General features: G+C 53.3%; 19 protein-coding genes. 12 read left to right on the top strand and 7 right to left on the bottom strand.

Going from position 1 to position 22,916, the window contains the following annotated elements:
* Nucleotides 1-146: 146 nt before the first annotated feature.
* The gene (locus R2K28_RS16275) at nucleotides 147-3,323 is read left to right on the top strand and encodes an MMPL family transporter (RefSeq protein ID WP_316366086.1); all 3,177 of its coding nucleotides are present in this window, start codon (nucleotides 147-149) and stop codon (nucleotides 3,321-3,323) included.
* A gap of 118 nt (nucleotides 3,324-3,441) precedes the next feature.
* Here the strand turns inward: R2K28_RS16275 and R2K28_RS16270 are convergent, their stop codons facing one another.
* Entirely contained in the window at nucleotides 3,442-3,651 is a 210-nt protein-coding gene (locus R2K28_RS16270; protein ID WP_116445358.1) for a cold-shock protein, read from the bottom strand.
* Nucleotides 3,652-4,041: 390 nt separating this feature from the next.
* Between R2K28_RS16270 and R2K28_RS16265 the strand changes: the two genes are divergently transcribed.
* A complete protein-coding gene (locus R2K28_RS16265) occupies nucleotides 4,042-4,341 on the top strand; it encodes a DUF1488 family protein (protein WP_316366085.1) in 300 nt (99 codons plus the stop codon).
* Nucleotides 4,342-4,396: 55 nt separating this feature from the next.
* Here the strand turns inward: R2K28_RS16265 and R2K28_RS16260 are convergent, their stop codons facing one another.
* The gene (locus R2K28_RS16260) at nucleotides 4,397-5,215 is read right to left on the bottom strand and encodes an NYN domain-containing protein (RefSeq protein ID WP_316366084.1); all 819 of its coding nucleotides are present in this window, start codon (nucleotides 5,213-5,215) and stop codon (nucleotides 4,397-4,399) included.
* A 74-nt stretch (nucleotides 5,216-5,289) separates the two neighbouring features.
* Nucleotides 5,290-8,865: a pyruvate:ferredoxin (flavodoxin) oxidoreductase gene (nifJ, locus tag R2K28_RS16255; protein WP_316366082.1), complete on the bottom strand. Its 3,576-nt coding sequence runs from the start codon at nucleotides 8,863-8,865 to the stop codon at nucleotides 5,290-5,292.
* A 385-nt stretch (nucleotides 8,866-9,250) separates the two neighbouring features.
* Between nifJ and R2K28_RS16250 the strand changes: the two genes are divergently transcribed.
* The 8 genes from R2K28_RS16250 to R2K28_RS16215 all read left to right on the top strand — a co-directional run bounded on the left by R2K28_RS16250 (nucleotide 9,251) and on the right by R2K28_RS16215 (nucleotide 18,002).
* The gene (locus tag R2K28_RS16250; RefSeq protein ID WP_316366080.1) at nucleotides 9,251-10,300 is read left to right on the top strand and encodes a 4Fe-4S dicluster domain-containing protein; all 1,050 of its coding nucleotides are present in this window, start codon (nucleotides 9,251-9,253) and stop codon (nucleotides 10,298-10,300) included.
* Nucleotides 10,293-11,123: an FAD/NAD(P)-binding protein gene (locus tag R2K28_RS16245; RefSeq protein WP_316366078.1), complete on the top strand. Its 831-nt coding sequence runs from the start codon at nucleotides 10,293-10,295 to the stop codon at nucleotides 11,121-11,123. Before R2K28_RS16250 ends, R2K28_RS16245 begins: the two co-directional genes overlap by 8 nt.
* A gap of 215 nt (nucleotides 11,124-11,338) precedes the next feature.
* Nucleotides 11,339-12,127 (top strand): sulfhydrogenase subunit delta, encoded by a 789-nt coding sequence (locus tag R2K28_RS16240; RefSeq protein WP_316366076.1) that lies wholly within the window; start codon nucleotides 11,339-11,341, stop codon nucleotides 12,125-12,127.
* Nucleotides 12,120-13,421 carry a Ni/Fe hydrogenase subunit alpha gene (locus R2K28_RS16235; RefSeq protein WP_116445365.1) on the top strand — a complete coding sequence of 434 codons (1,302 nt, stop codon included), beginning with the start codon at nucleotides 12,120-12,122 and terminating at the stop codon, nucleotides 13,419-13,421. The genes R2K28_RS16240 and R2K28_RS16235 overlap by 8 nt, the downstream gene beginning before the upstream one ends.
* A complete protein-coding gene (locus R2K28_RS16230) occupies nucleotides 13,418-13,849 on the top strand; it encodes a hydrogenase maturation protease (protein ID WP_316366073.1) in 432 nt (143 codons plus the stop codon). The genes R2K28_RS16235 and R2K28_RS16230 overlap by 4 nt, the downstream gene beginning before the upstream one ends.
* Before the next feature lie 103 nt (nucleotides 13,850-13,952).
* A complete protein-coding gene (locus R2K28_RS16225) occupies nucleotides 13,953-16,331 on the top strand; it encodes a protein kinase domain-containing protein (RefSeq protein WP_316366070.1) in 2,379 nt (792 codons plus the stop codon).
* Nucleotides 16,332-16,544: 213 nt separating this feature from the next.
* Entirely contained in the window at nucleotides 16,545-17,186 is a 642-nt protein-coding gene (locus R2K28_RS16220; protein WP_316366068.1) for an SGNH/GDSL hydrolase family protein, read from the top strand.
* A gap of 201 nt (nucleotides 17,187-17,387) precedes the next feature.
* Nucleotides 17,388-18,002, top strand: a complete 615-nt coding sequence (locus tag R2K28_RS16215; protein WP_316366065.1) for a hypothetical protein — start codon at nucleotides 17,388-17,390, stop codon at nucleotides 18,000-18,002.
* Nucleotides 18,003-18,379: 377 nt separating this feature from the next.
* On the opposite strand, the gene R2K28_RS16210 is transcribed toward R2K28_RS16215, so the two are convergent.
* On the bottom strand, nucleotides 18,380-19,705 hold the full coding sequence (locus tag R2K28_RS16210; RefSeq protein ID WP_316366064.1) for a putative Ig domain-containing protein: 1,326 nt from the start codon (nucleotides 19,703-19,705) through the stop codon (nucleotides 18,380-18,382).
* A 778-nt stretch (nucleotides 19,706-20,483) separates the two neighbouring features.
* Between R2K28_RS16210 and R2K28_RS16205 the strand changes: the two genes are divergently transcribed.
* Nucleotides 20,484-20,801 carry a YceI family protein gene (locus R2K28_RS16205; RefSeq protein ID WP_316366062.1) on the top strand — a complete coding sequence of 106 codons (318 nt, stop codon included), beginning with the start codon at nucleotides 20,484-20,486 and terminating at the stop codon, nucleotides 20,799-20,801.
* Nucleotides 20,802-21,004: 203 nt separating this feature from the next.
* Here R2K28_RS16205 and R2K28_RS16200 read toward each other — a convergent pair whose 3' ends face one another.
* Nucleotides 21,005-21,403 (bottom strand): HIRAN domain-containing protein, encoded by a 399-nt coding sequence (locus tag R2K28_RS16200; protein WP_316366060.1) that lies wholly within the window; start codon nucleotides 21,401-21,403, stop codon nucleotides 21,005-21,007.
* An 87-nt stretch (nucleotides 21,404-21,490) separates the two neighbouring features.
* On the opposite strand from R2K28_RS16200, the gene R2K28_RS16195 reads away from it, so the two are divergent.
* The gene (locus R2K28_RS16195; RefSeq protein ID WP_316366058.1) at nucleotides 21,491-21,892 is read left to right on the top strand and encodes a hypothetical protein; all 402 of its coding nucleotides are present in this window, start codon (nucleotides 21,491-21,493) and stop codon (nucleotides 21,890-21,892) included.
* Here the strand turns inward: R2K28_RS16195 and R2K28_RS16190 are convergent.
* Both R2K28_RS16190 and R2K28_RS16185 read right to left on the bottom strand, forming a co-directional pair.
* Nucleotides 21,883-22,104: a hypothetical protein gene (locus R2K28_RS16190; protein WP_116447578.1), complete on the bottom strand. Its 222-nt coding sequence runs from the start codon at nucleotides 22,102-22,104 to the stop codon at nucleotides 21,883-21,885. The two genes, R2K28_RS16195 and R2K28_RS16190, sit on opposite strands and share 10 nt — an antisense overlap.
* Before the next feature lie 70 nt (nucleotides 22,105-22,174).
* Nucleotides 22,175-22,831 (bottom strand): HAD family hydrolase, encoded by a 657-nt coding sequence (locus R2K28_RS16185; protein WP_316366056.1) that lies wholly within the window; start codon nucleotides 22,829-22,831, stop codon nucleotides 22,175-22,177.
* Nucleotides 22,832-22,916 lie beyond the last annotated feature (85 nt).

Raw genomic sequence — 22,916 nt, 5'->3', positions numbered from 1 at the left:
ACATTGAACTATACTAATGACGTAAATAAACGACATGCTGAGTAGTTAGGAAGTGATACAAAAAGAGTAAATATAAATTGCGGTAAGACGATCCGCTGAGCTTTTGAGTGGATATTGATCTACGGACGGAGCGGGGAGCTCTACGCATGATGAATATCATCCTAACCGCTGCACGCTATCCAGGCTGGGTGCTACTGGTACTTGGATCTATCACGCTTCTCGCGATCACCCGCTTGCCGGATTTACGCGTCGAGATCACCGCCGAAGGGATGATGGTCAACAATCCCCCGGCTATCGCCGAATACCAGCGCACCATTGACACCTTCGGCAGTGAAAATATCACCGTCATCTATCTGGAAGATCCAAATCTGTTTGAACCAGAGAACCTTTCAGCCATCCGCCAGGCATTGAAGGACATTCAGGCCATTCCTCAGGTCAGCCGAACCGTCAGCCTCTTCTCGGTGCATTATCTGCGTACAGTGGATGGATATATCTATACTGATCCCTACCTGAAATCCATTCCACAGACCCGTGAAGCCGCTGATGCTTTGATACAAGCGGCACTGATCAATCCCCTGATCGAAAGAAATCTGCTCTCCAGAAATGGCTCTGTCATGGCGATCAACCTGTTTTTCGACATGGAGCATTACCATCGCGGTTTTGATGAGGAGGTTGCATTTGCACTGGATGATGCGATTAAGCCTCTGCAACAGCGCTTCCGGCAAGTATTTCATTTGGGCGATCCCTCGGTGCGGAAAGATATTTCAGAACAGATCCGCTCCGATCAACGCCTGATTCTACCACTCGCCCTGATGGTGCTTGTGGTTACCCTTGCGCTCACCCAGCGCCACTGGCTAGCCCCAATGATCCCGTTACTGACCGCCGGCATGAGTGTGGTTTGGATCTTGGGTTTGATGGCGGTCCTCGGTATCCCGGTAAATGTCATGACCTCGATTGTGCCGGCCCTGCTGATCATCGTGGGTTCAACCGAAGATATCCATTTGCTGTCTGAGTACCAGGCTGCCATTCGCAAGGGAAAGAAGCATCTGGCGGCGATCAAACTGATGGCAAAGTACATGGGGATAGCTATCGTATTGACCTTTGTGACCACTTTTATGGGTTTTCTTTCGATCTCCCTCAATCGTATTGATCTGCTGCAACAGTTTGGTCTGATCACCGCCTTGGGATTGGCAATGAATTTCCTGGCCACCATTACCCTGGTCCCGGCCTGTCTGCAACTAACCCGGCAATTTGGTCTGGAAACACTCTCTACAACCCACTACCCATTTGCGTCATTTACCACCTGGCTCTATCAGCAGCTGTCCCGCTATCCGAAAGCGATCATTGGCTCCGTACTGATGTTGATGGCGGTCTGTCTCTTGTGGGCAACCCAGATCAAGGTCAATAACAATGTAATGGACTACTTTGATCACCGTTCTGAAGTACCACAGCAAGCCAAATTTCTGCATCAAAACCTGTCTGGAATGGATGCGCTCTCAATCGTGCTGAGCGGAACCCAAGGCACCTTCCTGCAAGTGCCTTATCTCGAGGAACTGGATAGGCTCCAGGACTATCTTGACGAGACAGGTCATTTTGACAAGAGCTTTTCATTTGCCGATTTCATTGGTGTGGTCCACAGCGGTATCGATGGTGAATGGCCCGGTACTATCTATCTCCCTGCGCGTAATGAAGTGGTCAAGGAGTATATGTCCCTGTTGGATCATGTAAATGCGGCGGCCTTTGTCTCAGCCGATTACAGCCAAGCCCGTGTTCTGGTCCGGCACGCCATCAGTTCATCCCATGAACTGAACGAGGCGGTTGACGAGGTCAAGCAGTACGCCGAGCAATGGATGGACCCGACCTTGGATGTGATGATCACGGGTAGCAGCTATCTTAACAGTCAGGCTGTGGATTACATGGCAGACGGCCAGGCAAGGTCACTGTTACTGATGCTGTTCGTGATATTCCTCCTGGTGGCCCTGCTGTTCATGAACATAAAAGCAGGTTTGATAGCCGTGATAGCCAATCTGTTTCCGATTGTGGTGTTATTCGGTGTCATGGGGATGTTTGGTATTGCATTGGATACCGGCACCACCATGGTGGGAGCCATCGCCTTAGGTATCTGTGTCGATCACACCATGCATTTTATGGCGCGTTACCAACGCCTGGCTAAAAACTGCCGATCAGGATCGGAGGCCTTGGTTCAGGTCATCCAGCAGGAATCGACCCCCATCATAACCACGGCACTGGCCTTGGCTGCCGGCTTCGCCACATTGACCTTATCCAACTTTCCCCCGGTGACCCTGTTTGGCCTGTTGAGCGCCTTGGTCATGTGTCTGGCTTTGCTCGGGACCTTTGTGCTCATCCCACTGATGCTGCGAAACACCCGCCTGATTAGCGTATGGGATCTACTCTCGCTACACCTGAGAAGAGATGTCCTGGATAAATGCCAATTGCTTAAGGGTATGCGGCCATGGCAGGTCAGAAAACTGGTGGCAGTGAGTCATATCAGGGAGTATGAACCGGACGAAGCGATTCTTCTGCAGGGTACTTCATACGATACCATGCTGGTGCTGCTCAAGGGTCAGGCCGAGGCCTGGCGTACCCGGCATGATGGCTCAACCTATCTGGTCAGTAGCTATGAACCTGGTGGTGTTTTCGGCGTGTCATCGCTGGTTACCAACCGGGAGCGATTGGCTGATGTGGTTGCTGTCGGTAATGTGCAGGCATTGTCACTACGCTGGGAAAGTATCCATCGAATCGCTCGACTCTATCCCCGTATAGCTTCCAGATTTCATGAAAATCTTTCCACCATCATCGCTAAACGGTTGTTTCATGAAACCGATAGTCTCTCTTATCAGGATGAACTGTCGGGTCTTTACAGCGCCTCTTTTCTACAAGAGCTGTTGAACTTCACAGCAGAGAAGGCGAATCGATACAAAGAGCCACTCTGTCTGATCATGCTTACCATAGAAGGTGAAGAGGTGATAATTCAAAACCATGGGCGGCAGGCGCTGCGCTGGGTGTTCCGTGAGATTGCAAAAGCGGTAAAACAGGCACTACGCAAAGTCGACTTGCTCTCTCGTTGGGGGGTTGGGGAGTTTATTATCATGTTACCAAGAACGGACCACACTACATTGGAGGAGATTGTGTGGCGTTTACAGGATGCCCTTCGAGAAGCGGATTTCAGTGTGGTCGATGTGCTGAATATACAGGCGCGCTGGGCTAACCTTCGGGATGGCGAGACCGCTCAATCTCTGGTGACACGGGCGAAATCCCATGATGCTATTTGGGAGTTAAAGCAAGTCAAAAGTGCTGAGTGATGAGCCTGTGATCAATCAAATAACTTTGTAATGTAATGCTGATTGGCTGATTCTATCCATCCCAATCTGCCTATAGAACCCCGCCTCAGATAAGGCGGGGATGTTTAAAATCAACAGGTTACAGGGGAACTACATTTTCCGCCTGAGGGCCTTTCTGGCCAGCGGTTTCGGTAAATTCGACCTTTTGGCCGTCTACCAGGTTGAGATGGCCTTCACCAACGATGGCGCGGAAATGCACAAACAGGTCTTTTCCTGATTCGCGCTCGATAAATCCATAACCTTTTGCACTGTCGAACCACTTGACGGTTCCGGTTTGTCTTTCAGACATCTTTAAATACCTCAATCAATATAAAAATTCATCCGTCTCCAAGAGCGGACACTCACCACAAATCTTGGATAACACTATGAAGCACGATTCGGGTGTAACTATTGAGGAAACAGCGAATGTTAGGCGTTAGGACTAAGATCTTGCAGGTAATTCACCATATACAGCTTGCTACTGAATTGCAATCGGTTATTTTCTGTGATGGCTAAATTTTAAACAACAAATCAGGCATGAATTAAAAATGAGACCGGTCCCTGATAAATAAATAATCTATATGATACGACTTCAACTATAATTACCGTATCGTGGACTTGTAGACTAAAGGATTAAGCCGTCTTTCATAAATACTATAGCCGCAATTGGATGGAGCGGCGTCAGTAAGCAGGCCTCATCATGACTTGGACCAACAGAAGAATATCCGTTTCAGACGATACAGTGATCCATTTTCCCGGATATGAGTCATGGAACAGCATGACAGAGATGGCAACAGTTGCAGCAGATGTCAACAAAGAGCGTGTACTCTGTAGAGTGTCGTTGAATATCCTGGAAGATAAATTTGGTGTTATGGATGACACACCGGTGCGTTGTATCGCTCACCATCGTGCAGTAATACAAGAGGCGGCTAGAAAGTTGATACAGAGCGAATCCTTCGAGGATGACGGATCAATACTGATTCGATCAGGCGATATCTGACAATAATATCTGGACCTTCTCAGCAAGCTGATTTTATAAGGTTCTTAGGTTTTGACTAGGTGGCATTTTTGATCATGTAGCCACCGGATTTTTCATCGGCTTCCAAGATCACTAATTTTCGTTTCTTTGCCTCTTCGAGTAGCGCGTTGAAGGTATTGAAGCCATGATATCGCTCGCTGAAACCGGGTTTACGACGCTTCAAGGTTTGCTTGACCATGGAACCCCATACCTTCCCTGTTTCTCCACGTTCCTGGATCAGGTCTTCTACCGTGGCGACGACCAGGTCCAGTGCCTCCTGCTTTCTCTTCTCCTCTTCACTGGGTTGCTTCTTTGAGGCTTTCTTTTTAACCGTCTGTTTGCTGGAGCTTTTCCGTCGGCTTTGGCTGGACCTTTTACTCTCTCTCACCAGGTCGTCATAGAAGATAAACTCATCGCAGTTGGCGGTAAGCAGGTCTGATGTGGAGTTCTTAACCCCGACACCAATTACTATTTTGTTGTTTTCTCTCAACTTGCTGACGAGTGGGGAGAAGTCGGAGTCTCCGCTGATAATGACGAATGTGTCCAGATGAAGCTTTGTGTAGCAGAGATCCAGGGCGTCAACCACCATCCGGATATCAGCCGAATTCTTGCCTGACTGGCGTACGTGGGGAATCTCTATCAGTTCGAATGCCGCTTCGTGCATGGCGGCCTTGAACTCTTTGTAACGATCCCAATCGCAGTAGGCCTTTTTAAACACGATATTGCCTTTGAGCAGCAGATGCTCCAACACCTTTTGAATATTAAACGCCGCATAGTTGGCATCGCGTACTCCCAATGCAACGTTCTCGAAGTCGCAGAAGACGGCCATGTTTTGTGTTGAGCTTGATTCAGGCATTGGTCACTGTCCTGTTAAAGGTGTTTGTTCTTGTTATCCCGGAATGGGGTTCATACATTCTAGTCGCTTATAAGCTAATCATCCGACTCCCCCACCGCCAATCTCGCCAACTGTTCATAAAGTTGATAACGGGTCTTGATATGCTGTTGTGCCTGACGCAGAAAGCGTTCCGAGTGCTCAGGGTGGGTACGTTCCAATACGCTGAATCGGGTCTCTGTGGAGGCGAAATCCCGGTAGGGGATGGATGGCTCCTTGGAGTCCATTTTCAACGGGTTCTCACCCTTTTCACTACGCCGCGGGTCATAACGGAACAGGGGCCAATGTCCCGAATCCACCGCCAGCTCCTGCTGTCGGATGTTGTTCGACAGGTCGACCCCATGGGCGATGCAGGGAGAGTAACAGATGATCAGGGAGGGACCGTCGTAGGATTCGGCCTCGAGAAAGATGCGCAGGGTCTGTATGTCCTTGGCGCCGAATGCCACCTGTCCCACGTAGACATTGCCGTAGGCCATGGCCATCAGGGCGATATCCTTTTTGTTGGTCGGCTTGCCACTGGCAGAGAACTTGGCAACGGCACCCAGGGGGGTGGCCTTGGAGGTCTGGCCGCCGGTGTTGGAGTAGGTCTCCGTATCCAGCAGCAGGATGTTGACGTTGCGCCCGGCGGCGAACACATGGTCCACACCGCCATAACCGATGTCGTAGGCCCAGCCGTCGCCCCCCACCAGCCAGACGCTTTTCTTTGCCAGGCTGTCGGCCACCGCCAGCAGGCGCTTCGCCTCAGGGGTGTCGATCTGCGCCAGTTTCTGCTTCAAGGTGTCGATACGTTGACGCTGTTCGAAGATCTCGGCCTCGCTCTGCTGTTCTGCCTTGAGCAGGGCATCGCTCAGTTCGCCACCCAGCTGGTCCCGCATCCCGTTGATCAGGGTGACTGCCTGATCCCGCTGCATATCGATGGCGATGCGCATGCCAAGACCGAATTCCGCATTGTCCTCGAACAGGGAGTTTGACCAGGTGGGGCCGCGGCCCTCCGGGTTGGTGGTGTAGGGGGTGGTGGGCAGGTTGCCGCCGTAGATCGATGAGCAGCCGGTGGCGTTGGCGATGAGCATACGGTCGCCGAAGAGCTGGGTCGCCAGTTTGATGTAGGGGGTCTCGCCGCAACCGACGCAGGCGCCGGAGAATTCGAACAGGGGTTGCATGACCATGGATCCCTTGATGGTGGTCTCCTTGAGCCGGGTCCGGTCGTATTCGGGCAGGCTGAGAAAGAACTCCCAGTTGCCCCTTTCCTGTTGGTGATAGGCCTCGTCATCCACCATGTTGAGGGCCTTGCGCTGTGGATTCTTCTTGTCCCGTATGGGGCAGATCTCCACGCAGAGACCGCAACCGGTGCAATCGTCTGGCGCCACCTGATAGCTGATGTGGCTGCCCGGCTCGAAATCCTTGGCCCCCTTGACCGGGGTGTGGAGGAAGCTGTCGGGGGCATCCTCGGTCAGGGCTTCGGGGAAGATCTTGGAGCGGATGGCGGCATGGGGACAGACCAGGGGACACTTGCCGCAGTGGGTGCAGAGATCCATCTCCCACTTCGGCAGCTGCAGGGCGATATTGCGTTTCTCATAGGCGGTGGTGCCCAGGGGCCAGGTGCCATCGTTGGGCATCAGGCTGACCGGCACCGCATCACCCAGGCCGGCGATGATGAGGGAGGTGACCTGCTGCACGAAGGCAGGCGCATCGGCAGGTACCACGGCTTTGGGACTCTCCTCCTTGGTTGTCGCCTCCGGCAGCGGAACCTGATGCAGGCCCGCCAGGGCGGCATCGATAGCGTCGTAGTTGCGTTGCAGCAGGCGCGCACCCTTGCGGCCATAGCTCTTTTTCACCGCCTCCTTGATCAGTTCGATGGCAAGATCCTGCTGCAGCAGGCCGGAGATGGCGAAGAAGCAGGTCTGCATGATGGTGTTGATACGCCGTCCCATGCCGGTCTTGTCGGCGATTTCGTAGGCATCGATGATGTAGAGGCTCAATCCCTTGTCGAGCATCTGCCGCTGCATCTTACCCGGCAGGGTATCCCACACCTGATTCGGGCCGGCACTGGTATTGAGCAGAAACACACCACCAGGCTGTGCCATCTCGAGCATTTCGTAGCGGCCGAGAAAGGTGGGTTGGTGACAGGCCACGAAACTGGCTTCGTCCTTGCCGATGAGGTAGGTACTGTTGATCGGATCGGGACCGAAGCGCAGATGCGAGACGGTTATCGCCCCCGACTTTTTCGAGTCATACTGAAAATAGCCCTGGGCATGATTCTTGGTCTGTTCGCCGATGATCTTGATGGAGTTCTTGTTGGCGGAGACGGTGCCGTCGGCTCCCAGGCCATAGAAGAGACAGGCGGTGACACCTTGCGAGGCGGCGGGACGGAAACTGCTGTCCCAGGGCAGGCTGGTCTTGCTGAGGTCGTCGATGATGCCGACAGTAAAAGGATTTCTCGGTGTCTCTTTTGCCAGCTCGTCAAAGATGGCCTTCACCATTGCCGGGGTGAACTCCTTGGAGGAGAGACCGTAACGTCCGCCGATGATGCGTGGCAGGTGAGCGCGGCGTCCCTCGTTATAGGCCTGGGCAAAGGCCCCCAGGACATCCTTATACAGCGGCTCGCCGTCGGCGCCGGGCTCCTTGGTGCGGTCGAGCGCGGCGATCTTTTTCACCCCATCGGGTACCGCATCCAACAGCTGCTCTGCAGCGAATGGGCGGAACAGGCGTACCTTGACCATACCCACCTTTTCCCCTGCCGCAACCAGGTGCTCCACCGCCTCCTGGGCTGCACCGATGCCGGAACCCATGAGCATGATAATCCGCTCAGGATGCTCTGCACCCAGATATTCGAACAGGCTGTATTGTCGTCCGCTGAGGCGGGCGAATCTGTGCATGGCGGATTGCAGGATTGCCGGCGCCTTGGCATAGAAGGGATTGACAGTTTCCCGGCCCTGGAAATAGACATCGGGATTTTGCGAGGTGCCGCGGATCACCGGGTGATCGGGTGAGAGCGACCGTTCACGGTGGGCGATGATCCACTCCTCGTCGATCATCGCCCTGATGGTCTCTTCCCGGGGCAGTTGAATCTTGTTGACCTCGTGGGAGGTGCGAAAACCATCGAAGAAGTGGAGGTAGGGGATACGGCTTTCGAGGCTGGCCGCCTGGGCGATCAGGGCGAAGTCCGCCACCTCCTGCACACTGGCGGAGCAGAGCATGGCATACCCGGTGGCGCGGCAGGCCATGACGTCGCTGTGGTCACCAAAGATGGAGAGGGCCTGAACCGCCAGGGAACGGGCCGAGACATGTAAAACAGTCGGGGTCAGCTCACCGGCGATCTTATACATGTTGGGTATCATCAACAGCAGGCCCTGGGAGGCGGTAAAAGAGGTGGAGAGGGACCCCGCCTGCAACGCCCCGTGCACGGTTCCCGCGGCACCGGCCTCGCTCTGCATCTCGATCACGTCCGGCACCGAACCCCAGATGTTTTTTATCCCCCGGGCGGACCACTCATCGGACCACTCCCCCATGGGTGATGCGGGGGTGATCGGGTAGATGGCGATGACTTCATTGGTGAGGTGCGCGATATGGGCGGCGGCTTCGTTACCGTCGATGGTCACCATCTCTTTTTGCATATCCTGAATTCCTGGTCTGGTTGCCGGGGCAATAACAATTTCCGAGTTGATCAATAACAGCTGTCGATGGTCAGTGCGCTCCTATCCTTGCTCCGTTTCAGTGCATCCGATTTCCATGATTGATGAAGGTCATAGTACAGCTTGTTTTGTGTTTAATTTACCTACCCAGCATTGAATCCTTGACTAGAATTAAGTCGAAGAACAATGCGACTTTCATTGCGAATTCTGTAGCAGTACGAACACGTTTTTTTAACTTTACGCTTTTTTTCCAGTGATGACCAAGTAACGGTCTCAAGGATCCAGTGTGAATTCTCAGCACCACTCAGCGGTCGAAAGACGTCCGGGTTATTTAGCTCGTTCGTCATTGCAGACACTATTTACAGTTTTGAGTCAGTCCGGTTACAAGATATTGGGCCCACGGGTGCGTGACGGAGCGATTCAATTCGAGCCCCTTGACGGCCCGGACGCATTGCCTGTGGGTGTGACCAATGACCAGCAGCCGGGGCACTATCGGTTAAACCACGGAGAGAGTCCGCGGCTCTTCGACTGGAACCACGGACCCCAGGGTTTGAAGCCACTCTGTTTCGCCCCCCGTGAGGTGCTCTGGCAGGAGATTGCCGATCCCTTCACCTTCAATCGAACCCTGCCGGAGGTGAAACACACCGCGGTGCTCGGTGTGCGGGCCTGCGATCTGGCGGCACTGTCGATTCTGGATCACCATTTCGAGCTGGAGATGCGCCCCGATCCCCATTACAAGGAGCGCCGTGAAAGCCTGTTGCTGATCGGCGTCGATTGCGCCCATTCCGCCTCCACCTGCTTCTGTCTCTCCACCGGTGACGGGCCGGCCTTGGATGGCGGTTACGACATCGGCATGGCCGAACTCGACGAGGGTTTTCTGATCTGGCACCTGAGTGCAAAAGGTGAGGCGATCACCAGCCAACTGGCACTGCAGCCCGCCGATGATGCCCAGCTCGAGGCGATGTTGCAGGCCACCGATCAAGCGGCCAGCGAACAGCAGCGTAAGCTGCCCGGGAGTGAAGCGCTGCAACAACTCTACAAGCGGCTGGATCATGCTCAGTGGGATCAGGTTGCAGAGCGCTGCCTATCCTGTGGCAACTGTACCGCGGTCTGTCCCACCTGCTTCTGCTATCAGGTGGGTCATGAGGTGGCCCTGACCGGCGATGTGGCGGAGATGGTGCGTAATTGGGACTCCTGTTTCAGTCCCACCCATAGCGATATGGGTCACTTCCAGGTCCGGAGTAATATCAAACACCGTTATCGTCAATGGATGACCCATAAATTGGCCGGCTGGCAGGTACAGCAGCGGCGTATCGGGTGTACCGGTTGTGGTCGTTGCATCGCCTGGTGTCCGGTGGGTATAGATCTGACCCAGGAGGTTACAGCTGTGTTGGAGGAGGACAGTCTCGATGTTTGATCCCCATATGCCACATGTCGCAGTGATCGACGAACGTATCCAGGAGTCGCCAACCATCTTCACCCTGCGGTTGCAGTACGACTGGGAAGTGCAAAAGGCCTACGAATTCGATCCCGGTCAGTTCAACATGGTCACCCTGTTCGGTGTCGGAGAGATCCCCATCTCCATCGTCAACGACCCCTTGGACAACCACTACTTCGACCACACCATTCGGGTGGTGGGTCGTGTCTCGGAGGGCATGTCGAAGCTGCAACCGGGTGACCGGGTGGGTATACGTGGTCCCTTTGGCCGGGGTTGGCCCCTGGCGCGGATGAAGGGCAAGGATATCCTGCTTATCACCGGCGGACTGGGCTGCGCCCCGCTGGTCTCTGTGATCCGGTTCATCATGCGTCGCCGCGAATACTACGGTCGTATCCATATCCTGCAGGGGGTCAAGCACTCGGATGATCTGATCTGGCGCGATCAGTATGACGAATGGGCGAAGTTGCATGACGTGCATATCCTGCTGGCGGCGGATGTCGCCGGCAAGGGCTGGAAGGGACAGCAGGGAATGGTTACCGAATTGATGAGTCAGATCTCGGTACGACCCCATCGAACCGTCGCCATGCTGTGCGGACCGGAGCTGATGATGCTGGCAGCGATCGCCGGTTTGCGCGACATGGGCCTGGCCGACGGCAGCATCTGGTTCAGTATGGAGCGCAACATGCAGTGCGGCATCGGACAGTGCGGCCACTGCCAGATAGGTCCTCACTATGTTTGCCAGGACGGGCCGGTGTTCTGTTATTCGGATCTGGCGGATTTCTTGGGGACCAAAGGATTTTGACTGAAGAGTTTTGAGTTTTGAGTTTTGAGTTATGAGTTATGAGTTATGAGTTTTTAGTTGGTTGTGTGCGGGGAGCCGCACCACATCGATTCCCTCTCCCTTGGGGAGAGGGACAGGGTGAGGGGATATACAACGTGAGCGAAGCGAACACATTTAACTCAAAACTAAAAACTCATAACTCAAAACTTCCATATTAGATGGGACGGAGTATAGACATGACAGGCACCAAACCAAAGCTCGCGGTCCACAAATTCAGCTCCTGCGATGGCTGTCAGCTGGCGCTGCTGAATCTGGGTGAGCCGTTGCTACTGCTTCCGGAGCTGGTGGATATCGTGCATTTCGCCGAGGCCGGTCCCAGCGATCCGGTGGCTGATGCCGACATTGCGCTGGTGGAGGGTAGCGTCTCCACCCCGGAGGATATCGAACGCATCAAGCAGGTGCGGGAGCACAGCGGTTTGCTGATCTCCATCGGTGCCTGCGCCACCGTGGGTGGGTTGCAGGCACTGGCCAATTTTACCGACCGTGGCGCCTGGATGGCGGCGGTCTATGATCGGCCCGACTACATAGAGGCGCTGGAGAGCTCCAATCCCATCTCCGAATACGTCAAGGTCGATTTCGAGATCCCAGGTTGTCCGGTCAATTCGCGCCAGGTGATCGGTGCCTTGCGTGACCTGCTGAACGGTGTCAAACCTCGTCCGGAGACCCGGTCGGTCTGTATGGGATGCAAGCGCCTGGGTGTGGTCTGTACCATGGTCACAAAGGGTGAACCCTGCATGGGGCCGGTGACTGTGGCGGGGTGCGGCGCACTCTGTCCATCCATAGGCCGGGGTTGTTACAGCTGTTACGGACCCCTGAAGCTGATCAACGATCGCTCCCTGGCCAAGCGTTTTGCCGAATTGGGCCTCGACCGCGACGCTATTGCGCGACGCTTCCATTTTATTGCCAATCACGCTCCTGCCTTCAAACGGGCGGGTGAGCGGCTGAAAGATAACACCCATGAATGATTCAACACGCGATATTCATATCCATGTGCCGGTGCTGACCCGGGTCGAGGGCGAAGGCGCCCTGAAGATCGATGTTGCGGACGGCGCCATCCAGAACCTGGCCCTGCATATCTACGAGCCACCCCGGCTGTTCGAGAAGTTTGTCGAGGGCTACGAGTGCGATCAGGTGATCGATATGGTGGCGCGCATCTGCGGTATCTGCCCGGTGGCCTACCAGATGAGCGCGGTGCAGGCCTTCGAGGAGTTGTTCGGTCTGGAGCCCCCCGGCTGGTTAGAGGAGATGCGACGTGCCATGTATTGCGGCGAATGGCTGCAGAGCCATGCCCTGCATATCCATCTCCTGGCGGCCCCGGATTTTCTCGGTTTCGATTCCGCTATCGCCATGGCGTCCGACTATCCGGACGCGGTGCGGCGTGGCCTTGAACTGCAGACCCTGGGTAACGATCTGATTGCACTCTTCGGCGGTCGTTCGGTGCATCCGGTGGGGGTTCGTGTGGGTGGTTTCTACCGGCCGCCGAGGCAGGATGAAGTGGATTCCATGCTGCGCCGCCTGCAAGCGGCACTGCCGGCTGCGGAGGCCCTGGTGGGTTGGACGGCGGGGCTCGATTTTCCGGATGATGAACAGTCCTTCATCAGCGTTGCCATGAGCCACCCCGATGAGTACGCCATCAATCGGGGTAATCTGATCTCGGGACAGGGACTCGAGACGGAGATCAATTTCTACGAGAGCTCTTTTCAGGAGCATCAGTCACCCCACTCCACGGCGCTGCATTCGACCCTGGATGGACGTCCCTACCTGGTCGGTCCCCTGGCCCGGATCAATCTCAACTTCCACCAGTTGCCGCCACCGGTGCGCAAGAGCCTGGACGAGTGCGGGATACATTTCCCCAGCCACAACATGTTCCACAGTATCGTGGCCCGGGCCATCGAGCTGCATCTGGCCCTGTATGAAGCGATTCGGCTGCTGCAGAACTATCGTCTGCCCGATGAACCCTATATCCCGCTTCAGCCCCGGGAGGGTAATGCCTTCGGTTGCACCGAAGCGCCCCGGGGTATCCTGTGGCACCGCTACGATGTGGATGAGCAGGGGATAGTGCGGCATGCCCGCATCATACCCCCCACCAGTCAGAATCAGGGACGCATCGAAGAGGACATCCGCCTCTCCCTGGAGCGGTTCGGTCTGCACAATCCGGACGACGCCCTGCGGCTGCGGGCGGAACAGGTGATTCGCAACTATGATCCCTGTATCTCTTGTGCCACTCACTTTCTCACCCTCGACGTTCATCGCCGATGACCCGGGTCATAGGGGTCGGTTCACCCTTTGGGGCCGATCGCCTGGCCTGGCTGGCGGTTGATCACCTTGCCGGATTGGAGTTGCAGGATTGCGAGCTGCTCAAGCTCGATCGACCCGGCAGTCAACTGGTCAGCTATTTTCAAGGTGTAGAACAGGTTGTGATTATCGATGCGGTGCGCCTGTCGGATAGACCGGGAGGCGTAATGACGATTGATGTTGAGCGCTTGCATCAGCTGGAGTATCAGACTTCCAGCCATGGTTTTGGCGTCGCCGAGTCGATCGCCCTGGCCGGGCAACTGGGTGATTTGCCAGTGCGACTGCACCTGCTGGGTATTCAGACAGGTGAGGATATCGACCGGCTGCCGAGTATCGATCTGGGAATGCTCACAAGCCTGATCAACCGGTTATTGGATAGGGCATCCTGTTAGCGCGGTCATTCCGACTCCCCCGCGGCCACCGCCGGTCGCAGCATCGGCATCAGGTTTTCAGTGGCTGGCCGATAAGTATCATGGGGATAATCCAGGAGAGGTGATGAAGCCTAAAAAGATCGGGCGATTTCAGGTTGGTGAACAACTTGGCGTGGGCAACCAGGGTACTGTCTATCTCTGCCATGACAGCCAGCTGGAGCGCAAGGTTGCGATAAAACTGCTCAACAAGTCGTTGCAGGAGTCAGCATTTCAGGATGAGGCCCGGGCCGCGAGCAAGCTCCAGCATGCCAATATCGTCTCCATCTATGAGGCAGGTGAGCACCAGCAGGTCCCCTATCTGGTGTTCGAATATGCGCAAGGCGATCTGCTCAAGGATCTTATCAATGGCCAGCCTCTGGAACTGGGTGATGCGCTGCAGATCTTTCAAGGCCTGCTGGAAGGTATGAGTCAGGCCCACAAGGCCGGTATCGTGCATCGGGATCTGAAACCGGCGAATATCGTTATCAACAAGGAGAAGGTGCCGAAGATCATGGACTTCGGTATCGCCCGCCAGCTCTCCGAAGCCAGGGGACCGGATCAGCAGCTCATCGGCACCCCCCGTTACCTTGCCCCGGAGTATATCCAGAAGGGCGAGGTCGGGCCCCAGGCGGATGTGTTTGCCCTGGGGCTGATTCTGGATGAGATGCTCACCGGTATGCCGGTCTTCAGTGGCCATAAGCAGCAGATCGTTATCGACGCAATACTCAAGCTGGAGGTCAAACCACCCTCCCAGTTCAACTCGGCAGTGGATGAGAAGCTCGACAGTTTTATCCTCAAATCCCTCGAAAAAGATCCTGTGTTGCGCTATAGCGATGCAACCGAGATGTTGCAGACCTTCAATGAGATGCGGGGCAACAAAGGGGAAAAGCTGAGTGTCGAAGAGGACGCCAGCGGTACCGTGGAGTTTCTGCTGCGGCGCATGAAAAGGAAGAGTGATTTTCCCGCCTTGTCCCAGTCGGTGCGAAGTATCAATGCCATGGCCGATGCCAGCAACAAGGATGTGAATCAGATGGCGGGGGTCATCGTTAATGATTTTGCCCTCACCAACAAGATCCTGAAGGTGGTCAACTCCGCCTACTATGGACGCTTTTCCGGCAGAATCGGAACCGTGTCCCGGGCAGTGGTGGTTCTGGGTACACAAGCCATACGCTCCCTGGCGGCCTCGTTGATCTTTTTCGAACATATCGAAAACAAGCAGCAGGCCGAACACCTTCGGGAGTTGGTCTCTTCGGCAATGTTTCGGGCAACCCTGGCGCATAAGGTGGCGGGTGAGATCGACCAGGCCGAAGCCGAGGCCTATTTCCTCACCGGTCTGTTGAACGACCTGGGTAAACTGCTGGTGGCTTTCTATCTGCCTGACGAGTCCAAGGAGATTGAACGCTCGATCAAGGTGGAGGGAAAGGAAGCAGTCGCGGCACAGCATGCGGTATTGGGTGTGAGTTATGAAAAGATCGGTATCGAGATCGCCGGGCAGTGGAATTTCCCCAAGTCGCTGATCGATAGCATGAAGTGCTGGCAGGGCGAGCATAAACCCGTGAATCGATTGGAGCGCAGGCGTCTGGTCACTGCCTTCGCCGATGATGCCATGACGGCGATGGTCGAATCGGGGCTCGACGACACATCCGCCATGGAGGCCATCACAAAGAAATATGCCAAGGGCCTCAATATCACAAACAAGCAGGTGAGTCGTTTCGCAACCCAGTCCATCGATGAGTTTCAGGAGATTGCGAAGGCGATATCGAGTGACATATCGGATCAATTCGTAAAAAAACTCACGGCCAAATCGGAGGATCTGCAATCCCACAAGGGGGTGGAAAAAAGCAAACCCAAAGGGATAGACAAAGATGGCCTGGGTGAAACCCAGATCCTGGATGAAGAGGGGACCCAGACAGTCGAAACCACTGAGGCAGGTGTTGCTGCCCCAACAACCCCGGAAGACGCCGAAACCCTGCTCATGGATGGCCTGCAGGAGGTGACGGGCATGCTGGTGGGTAACCATAGTGTGTCCGAGATATTTAACGTAGTGCTCGAAACCATGTATCGGGCGGTGGGTTTTCAGCGAGTCGTATTGGCGTTACTGGATCGCAAGCGGGGTGAGATGGTGGGCCGGTTGGGTTTTGGCGATACCGCCGAAGAGTTCGTCAAGTTATTCCACTTCCCCACGACCTACAAAGTGGATGTGTTTCACGGGGCATTGAAGAATGCCGTCGATGTCTATATTGCCGATACCACCGAAGACAAGATCCAGGCTGATATTCCCGAATGGTATAAGAAGATCTCCAGCGCCGGATCGTTTCTGCTCTTTCCGCTGGTAGTCAACAACAGGGCGGTGGGTTTGATCTACGCGGATCACTCCAGCCCCCGCGGTCTGGAGATCGATAAAAAGAGGCTCAATCTGCTGAAGTCGCTCAGGAATCAGATTGTATTGGCGGTGAGGTCCTAGGGACAATAGCCATAAGCCTGGCACATTAATATTTTACCGGTAACTAATTTACTTCCATTTGATTGGAGCTGTTTATGGTTCCCATTTATTATTTTGGTTGAAGCTTGGTAGTCATTTTATGGCTAACCATTCATTTTGACTTGACCATTGGAATAAACAATTTAACAAAAGTGGTACAAGTTCACCGCTTATTGTGACTTTAGAAGGGAGAAGATGGAGCAGATACTCATATATTCAGACAGTCTCACATGGGGGATCATCCCCAATACGCGAAAGCGGCTGGTATTTGAAAAGCGCTGGCCCGGGGTGTTCGAGAACGCTCTTCTGAAGGAGGGTAAGAGGGTCAGGGTTGTTGAGAATTGCCTAAATGGGCGCAGAACCGCATGGCCTGATCCATTCAAGAACGGGAGAAACGGCTCGGAGGGGTTATCAGAAGTCATCGAAATGAACTCTCCTTTGAGGCTTGTGATTCTCATGCTGGGCACAAATGATTTTCAGTGCACACATGAGAACGATGCGTGGCTTTCCGCTCAAGGAACAGCAAAGCTTGTGAACATAATCAGGCTATCTCCCGTTGAACCCGGTATGCCTATACCGAAAGTGCTGATAATCGCACCGCCGCGTATTACAGAACCCAAAGGCGCTATCGCTAATAAATTCAAGGGTGCGGAGAAGCGCTGTATTGGATTGGCCGGCGAGCTTGAGAAAGTAGCTGAAGAAATGTCCGCAATCTACTTCGATGCGGGTTCAGTCACACAAGCCAGCGTAGTTGATGGGATCCACCTTGATGAACCACAACATGAAATATTGGGAAAAGCCGTCGCACAGATAGTCATAGGTGAAAAAATCTACTAGCACGAATATCATGGCGCATCCCTTTTGGGACTGATTGGTTCCCGGCTATGCAGCATCAGTTCCATAAACATGAAAGCGCTACTGGACTGCTATTGGTGTTTATTCCAGTAAGTGGTAGTGCCGATTTTTACTCTGAGTTCCAGAGAGTTACAAAGGAAGTCACTCATAGGGTGGACTGACACAATAGAACCGGATGAATATATGATGACATGCAAGAAAAGCGTTCTTTTCGGAGTTGTTTCTATGGGGCTCGCAGAGTTACTAGCTGTTTCTTTAATAGTCACTACATCGTTAATGTTTAGCGCCTGCAGCGAGGGTACCAATCCACCGCAAACCACTTCGGTGCCCCTTAACAATCCGAGCTTTGAACAATCCGATCAATACCTTGAAGGCTGGGGGTTTTCACAGCATGCAGGAAAACCAGCGTACGCAGTATCCATCGACACAACCAACAGTACAGATGGCAACAACAGTTATCGTATCGAGCGCGAACTGGTTCAGTCTTGGGGAATGATCTATCAATGGTTGCCGCTCGATAATGCCATGGGAAAAACCATTAAGCTGACCGCCATGATCAAAAGCGAAAACCTGGGTCCGGATGGATTCGACCTCAATCTGGTGTTTCGAAAAGCCAACCGAAAGGTCATTAGCAATATCGCTAGCGAAGCAGTCACAGGGACCAACAATTGGCAACGGATATCAGTTACAGGCGTTATCCCAGCCAATACGGCTCAATTACAGATCACAGCAGTCTTGAATGATGCTGGTACGGCTTGGGTGGATGATGTTCAGGTGAGCATAACGGATAAGAATTGATACGTAACTGACGTCTATGACTACAGGCCCTAATGGTATGCGCCGCGCAGTTTAAGCTTAGGTTAAAGAGGGATAAGGTTATCTTTATTAGAATCGGTTCGGTCTCTATCCCTTTCAGGTCAATGCACAAGCGAGACAGAGTAAAATTATCAGCAACCTTAAAACAGAAATTATATTAATCTCTTTCTCCCGAATTTACTTTTTGTTTTTTATGATATTGACGTAGACGCAATAGACAAGGTGAGCATGCTATATTGTCTGTGCCGTAGAAAAAGTGCACCGAATTCAAGGATGGCAATCCTTGGAATCCGGTGCGTGTATAGCCAACCAATCGACTATTCGACTGAAGCTATATTCAAGGTCACATACTTCACCTGCTACATCGTGCTCTTCATGGCGACATTGGAGAAGTCACTCTCGTTTCCATCTAGATCGTAGGTTGTGACTGCAAAGTAGTAGTCGCCGACATCCAGATTTTCAACCAGATACTCTTGGATGGTGCAATCAGCCAAGTCAACGATCTGCTCCAGATTGTCAGCAGTCGTTCCCATGTAGATCTTGTACCCGGCAATCTCGCTCATGTCGAGGGTTGCGCCGTCAGTACGAGTTGATGGAGGAACCCAACCGAGTGCTATGTCGCCTACCGTGGGTTCGGGTTCCACCACCGTGATGCTGAGTGGGCTCAGTGAAGCAGTGGCGGTTCCATCAGTGACTGTGATGACGATGCTGTTGTAGACACCGACGTCCTCGCTGCTGGGCAGGCCGCTGAATACACCGGTAGTGGAGTTGAAGTCTGCCCAAGACGGTAGATTCGAAACACTGAAGGAGAGATCGTCATTGTCAGCATCGGAGGCATTGGGCGCGAACCGGTATTCGTTTCCGGCTATGACGCTGGATTCGGCTGTGCCACTGATCACAGGCGCGGTGTTAGGTTCTGGTACATCATTGATAGTGATGGTGAATCCATCCAGGCTTACCCTCTCGCTACCGTCGGATACAGAGATGACGATGTTCGGGTAACTACCTGCTGACTCTGAATCAGGCGTACCGCTGAGGCTTCCATTATTAGGATTAAAGCTTGCCCAGTTTGGCTGATTGCTGATTGAGAATGTGAGGTCGTCGCCATCAGGATCGTATGACCCTGGTGTGAAGCTGTATGCACTCCCTTCATCGCTATTGGTGGCAGGTGAGCCGTCGATGCTGGGTGCGCGATTGGTGTTGCTGACGTTGATGCTGAAGGCACTCAAGGCTGCCACGGCGCTACCGTCGGAAACACTGATAAGGATATTGCTGGTTGTACCGGCCGAGTCGTAACCAGGTGTGCCGCTGAGTACACCGGTAGAGTTGTTGAAGTTGGCCCAGCTTGGTGGATTGACGATGGAGAAGGTCAGGTTGTCGCCGTCAGCATCGCTGGCCTGGGGTGCAAAATGATAGCCGGTACCTTCTGCGACAGAGGTGGCCGGTGCGCCGTATATTACGGGCGCTGAATTCTCAACCACCGGCTCCGGGTCTTCGACAGGTGTCTCAGGTTCTTCAACGACTTCAGGCGGAGTCTCAGGTTCTTCAACGACTTCAGGCGGAGTCTCAGGTTCTTCAACGACTTCAGGCGGAGTCTCAGGTTCTTCAACGACTTCAGGCGGAGTCTCCTCAACGGGTGGTTCTGCGCCGCTGAGGCAATCGGCAGGTGCGCGGGTGACCGCCATTTCCAAAGCCGAAGCCCCATTTCCAACACTAACGCTACAGGGTACAGCGGCTGGGTTGTAGAATTTAAATCTCCAATAGCCACGTCTGTTGACTTTTTTTGTTCCCAGATAAGTGTCTGTACCGGCGATGAAGGCGTCTACCTTTGTACCAGGAGTTCCACTGCCCTTGAGAACCAGTAGTGCTTTTCGTTTTCTCCATACGGCTTTGTCGAAACTAAACGAATCACTAAGTTTGGAATAGCTCTCTTGATAGACCTGCCCAGCTTGCAGTTGGGTCATCTGGGTTAAAAAAAGTGCGGGAAGTAGAACTAGTGGTAGAAGAGTGTGACGAGCTTTCATTGTACAACCTCAATTGCGGAATCCTTTGGTTGCTAACTATGGCGGTCAACACCTGCTTTTATTCACTCACAAGATCACAGTTTTGTAGGACGAATTTCACACATTTTGTTGCGCCGCTCCACAGTGTGAATAAGCTCGAAAATATGAAATTTAGTTTGTTAAAAATATCCGAAATAACACCTGATACCCTTGCCTTTTAGTTGCTGCAAGAAAGGGTGTGCAAGAAGTGAGAACTGGTCGAACTCGTATGTGAGAGTTGAATCTAAAAAAACTTTAAAAAAGCTTGAAAATGAAATTAAATCCCGTTCATTAATTACATTCTCATTGGGTCTGTTTATGGTGTTTTTAACAATCAATTAACTGAATAATGTTTGATTAAAATCAGGGAGAATAAGCAAAACTTATTTGATCTGGATCCATAAATTTAATTGAGCGGAGTATGATTAAGATTCCCACCAAATCACTGCTGCTTATCTTCCTCTGCTCCAGCTCGTTGCAGCCGGTTTTGGCATCGGATTATGTCATCGACACAGAAAGTGGCCATGCCTATATCCAATTCAAAATAAGCCATCTTGATTTCAGCTGGTTGACCGGGCGTTTCAATGCATTTTCCGGCGAGATCAGCTATACAGAAAGCAAACCCTCCGAAGCGAAGATTGAAGCCATGATCGATACCAGGTGTATCGACTCCAACCATGCCGAACGGGACAAACATTTCAGGGATGAGGACTTTCTGAATGTTGCGGCATATCCGTAAGCCAGATTCATCAGTAGCTCATATATAGAAGATGGCAAGGACAAGGCCACTCTCATTGGTGATCTGACCTTGAAGAGCATCACACGGCCGATTCGAATCGAAGTGGAACATGTGGATGCCGGTGCCGATCCCTGGGGCGGTTTGCGCATTCGTTAGGGGTTATGATTCGAATCGAACCGATGTGATGGATCGGTAGTGCGATATTATTGATGTAGCCACTCGACACGAAAACGAATCTTGCGCCATGGATTCTCCTCTTCCAAAAGACGCACGATGGTGGTCTCCAACAGCTCACCCTGGTCCAACAATCGGGCCAGGGTGCGATTTTCGCGGCGGGGTATGTAACCCAGATGCTCATTCTTGAACCACACGGCAATGGCATAGGGGTCATGGGGATTACTGGGCTCACGCTTGAGATGAAGTTGTTCACCGACTTGGAGAAAGGGCCAGATCGACGCGGCGCGATGGTACTGATAACCCGCCAGGGGTGATTCCTGAAGCATTACCCGGCGCCGTCTGGTGAAACTCAGAGTGTAAGGCGTGAAGCGTGGTGCCAAACCTGTCATCTGCAGCATCGAGACCAGAAAATTATTTCTCTTCATGGGGTACACTCCCTGCTTATCGGTTAGATTGAGCATAACCGGGGTAGGGGCTCAATACGTGAGTCTGCTGAGGAGGTATGGATTTCTATGCTGGAATATATCCTGTTCGATGAGTCTTCATGGTGTGGCTTCGTCGACTATTTACGCCAGCTGGGTCTGGAGCCGGAGACCTCTGTTGGGGAGGATGGTTGGCTGGTTGCATTGCCGGAAGACCTGGATGACGCGATGGATGCCAAGATCGAGGCCTATTACGATCAGCTGCTGGATAACAACGAGGCCTTGGTCGCGGAGAGGGAAGGAGAGGCTCATCAGCATGTGGCTGGTGTGAATGTTACCCTGGCTGACGGACGGGTCGTTCAAGCTGCTGTTGATCCCAAGCTGATGCAGCGTTTACTGGATGCGGTCTCCCCCCATGAGCTGGGCGAGTTCGTGGATGCCGTAGCGGCCGCGGTGGAGAATCCGGACCATCGGCCCTTTTGTCAGCGTTGAGTCTCTGAGGGCTTCTCTGGCTGGCCCTGTGACGCCTGCTGCTGGGCCTTTTCCGCCGAGATCCGCTCGGCCTTTCTCTTTTCCACCATCTCGATGTACTCCTTCGGTGTCTGATGGATGTTGGTTTCAGGGGGATTGTCACTGCTCTTCATCACATACAAGATACCGAGTATGAGTACGATCAGTACGGCAAAAAAAGCGGTGTTACCCATTATGAATCTCCTTGTCAGCGAATACAGTTGCATCAGCTGAGTAGATTGGATAGTTGATCACAGGCCCTGGTTAACTGTGTAACAGCAGTATCTCCCAGTTACGTGTCCTGGCGATTTCGGCCAGGGTTTCGTCAGGATCCACGGCAACCGGGTGTTCCACGGTTTCCAGAAGAGGAAGATCGTTGTGTGAATCGCTGTAGAACCAGCTTCCTCGCAGACCCTCTCGATGCTCGTGCAACCAACTGTTGAGGCGATTCACCTTGCCTTCCTTGAAGCTGGGTTCCCCCGCCACCTCTCCAGTATAGTGCCCATCCAACCGCTCCGGCTCGGTGGCGATCAGATGCTCGATACCGTACTGCTGGGCGATCGGGGAGGTAACAAATGCATTCGTGGCGGTAATGATCAGCAGTGTATCCCCGGCATGACGGTGTTTCTCCACCAGTTGGCGCGATTGGGGGCTGATGATGGGCGAGATCTTTGATTCGAGAAACTCGCTGCGCCAAGCGAGCAGGTTTTGCATGGTGTTTTCCCGCAGGGGCCTCAGGGAGAAGCGCTGAAACTCGAAGATATCCAGACAACCCGCCTTATACTCCTGGTAGAAACGATCATTCTCCTGCTTGTAGGTCTCTCCATCCACGATGCCTTTCTCAACCAGGAACTCACCCCAGAGGTAATCCGAGTCACCGGCCAAGAGGGTGTTATCGAGATCAAAGATTGCCAATGCCATGTTGATACTATGCCCTAACTACCTTCTCAATTCGCACGATTACGACATTTTCCAGGATTAGGTTATGAACAGTAACGGAATATCC

It is taken from the genome of Candidatus Thiodiazotropha sp. CDECU1 (genome assembly GCF_963455295.1).
Taxonomy (GTDB): Bacteria; Pseudomonadota; Gammaproteobacteria; order Chromatiales; family Chromatiaceae; genus Thiodiazotropha.
The sequence above is the reverse complement of the archived record's forward strand: the minus strand, read 5'-3'. Positions and strand labels throughout refer to the sequence as shown.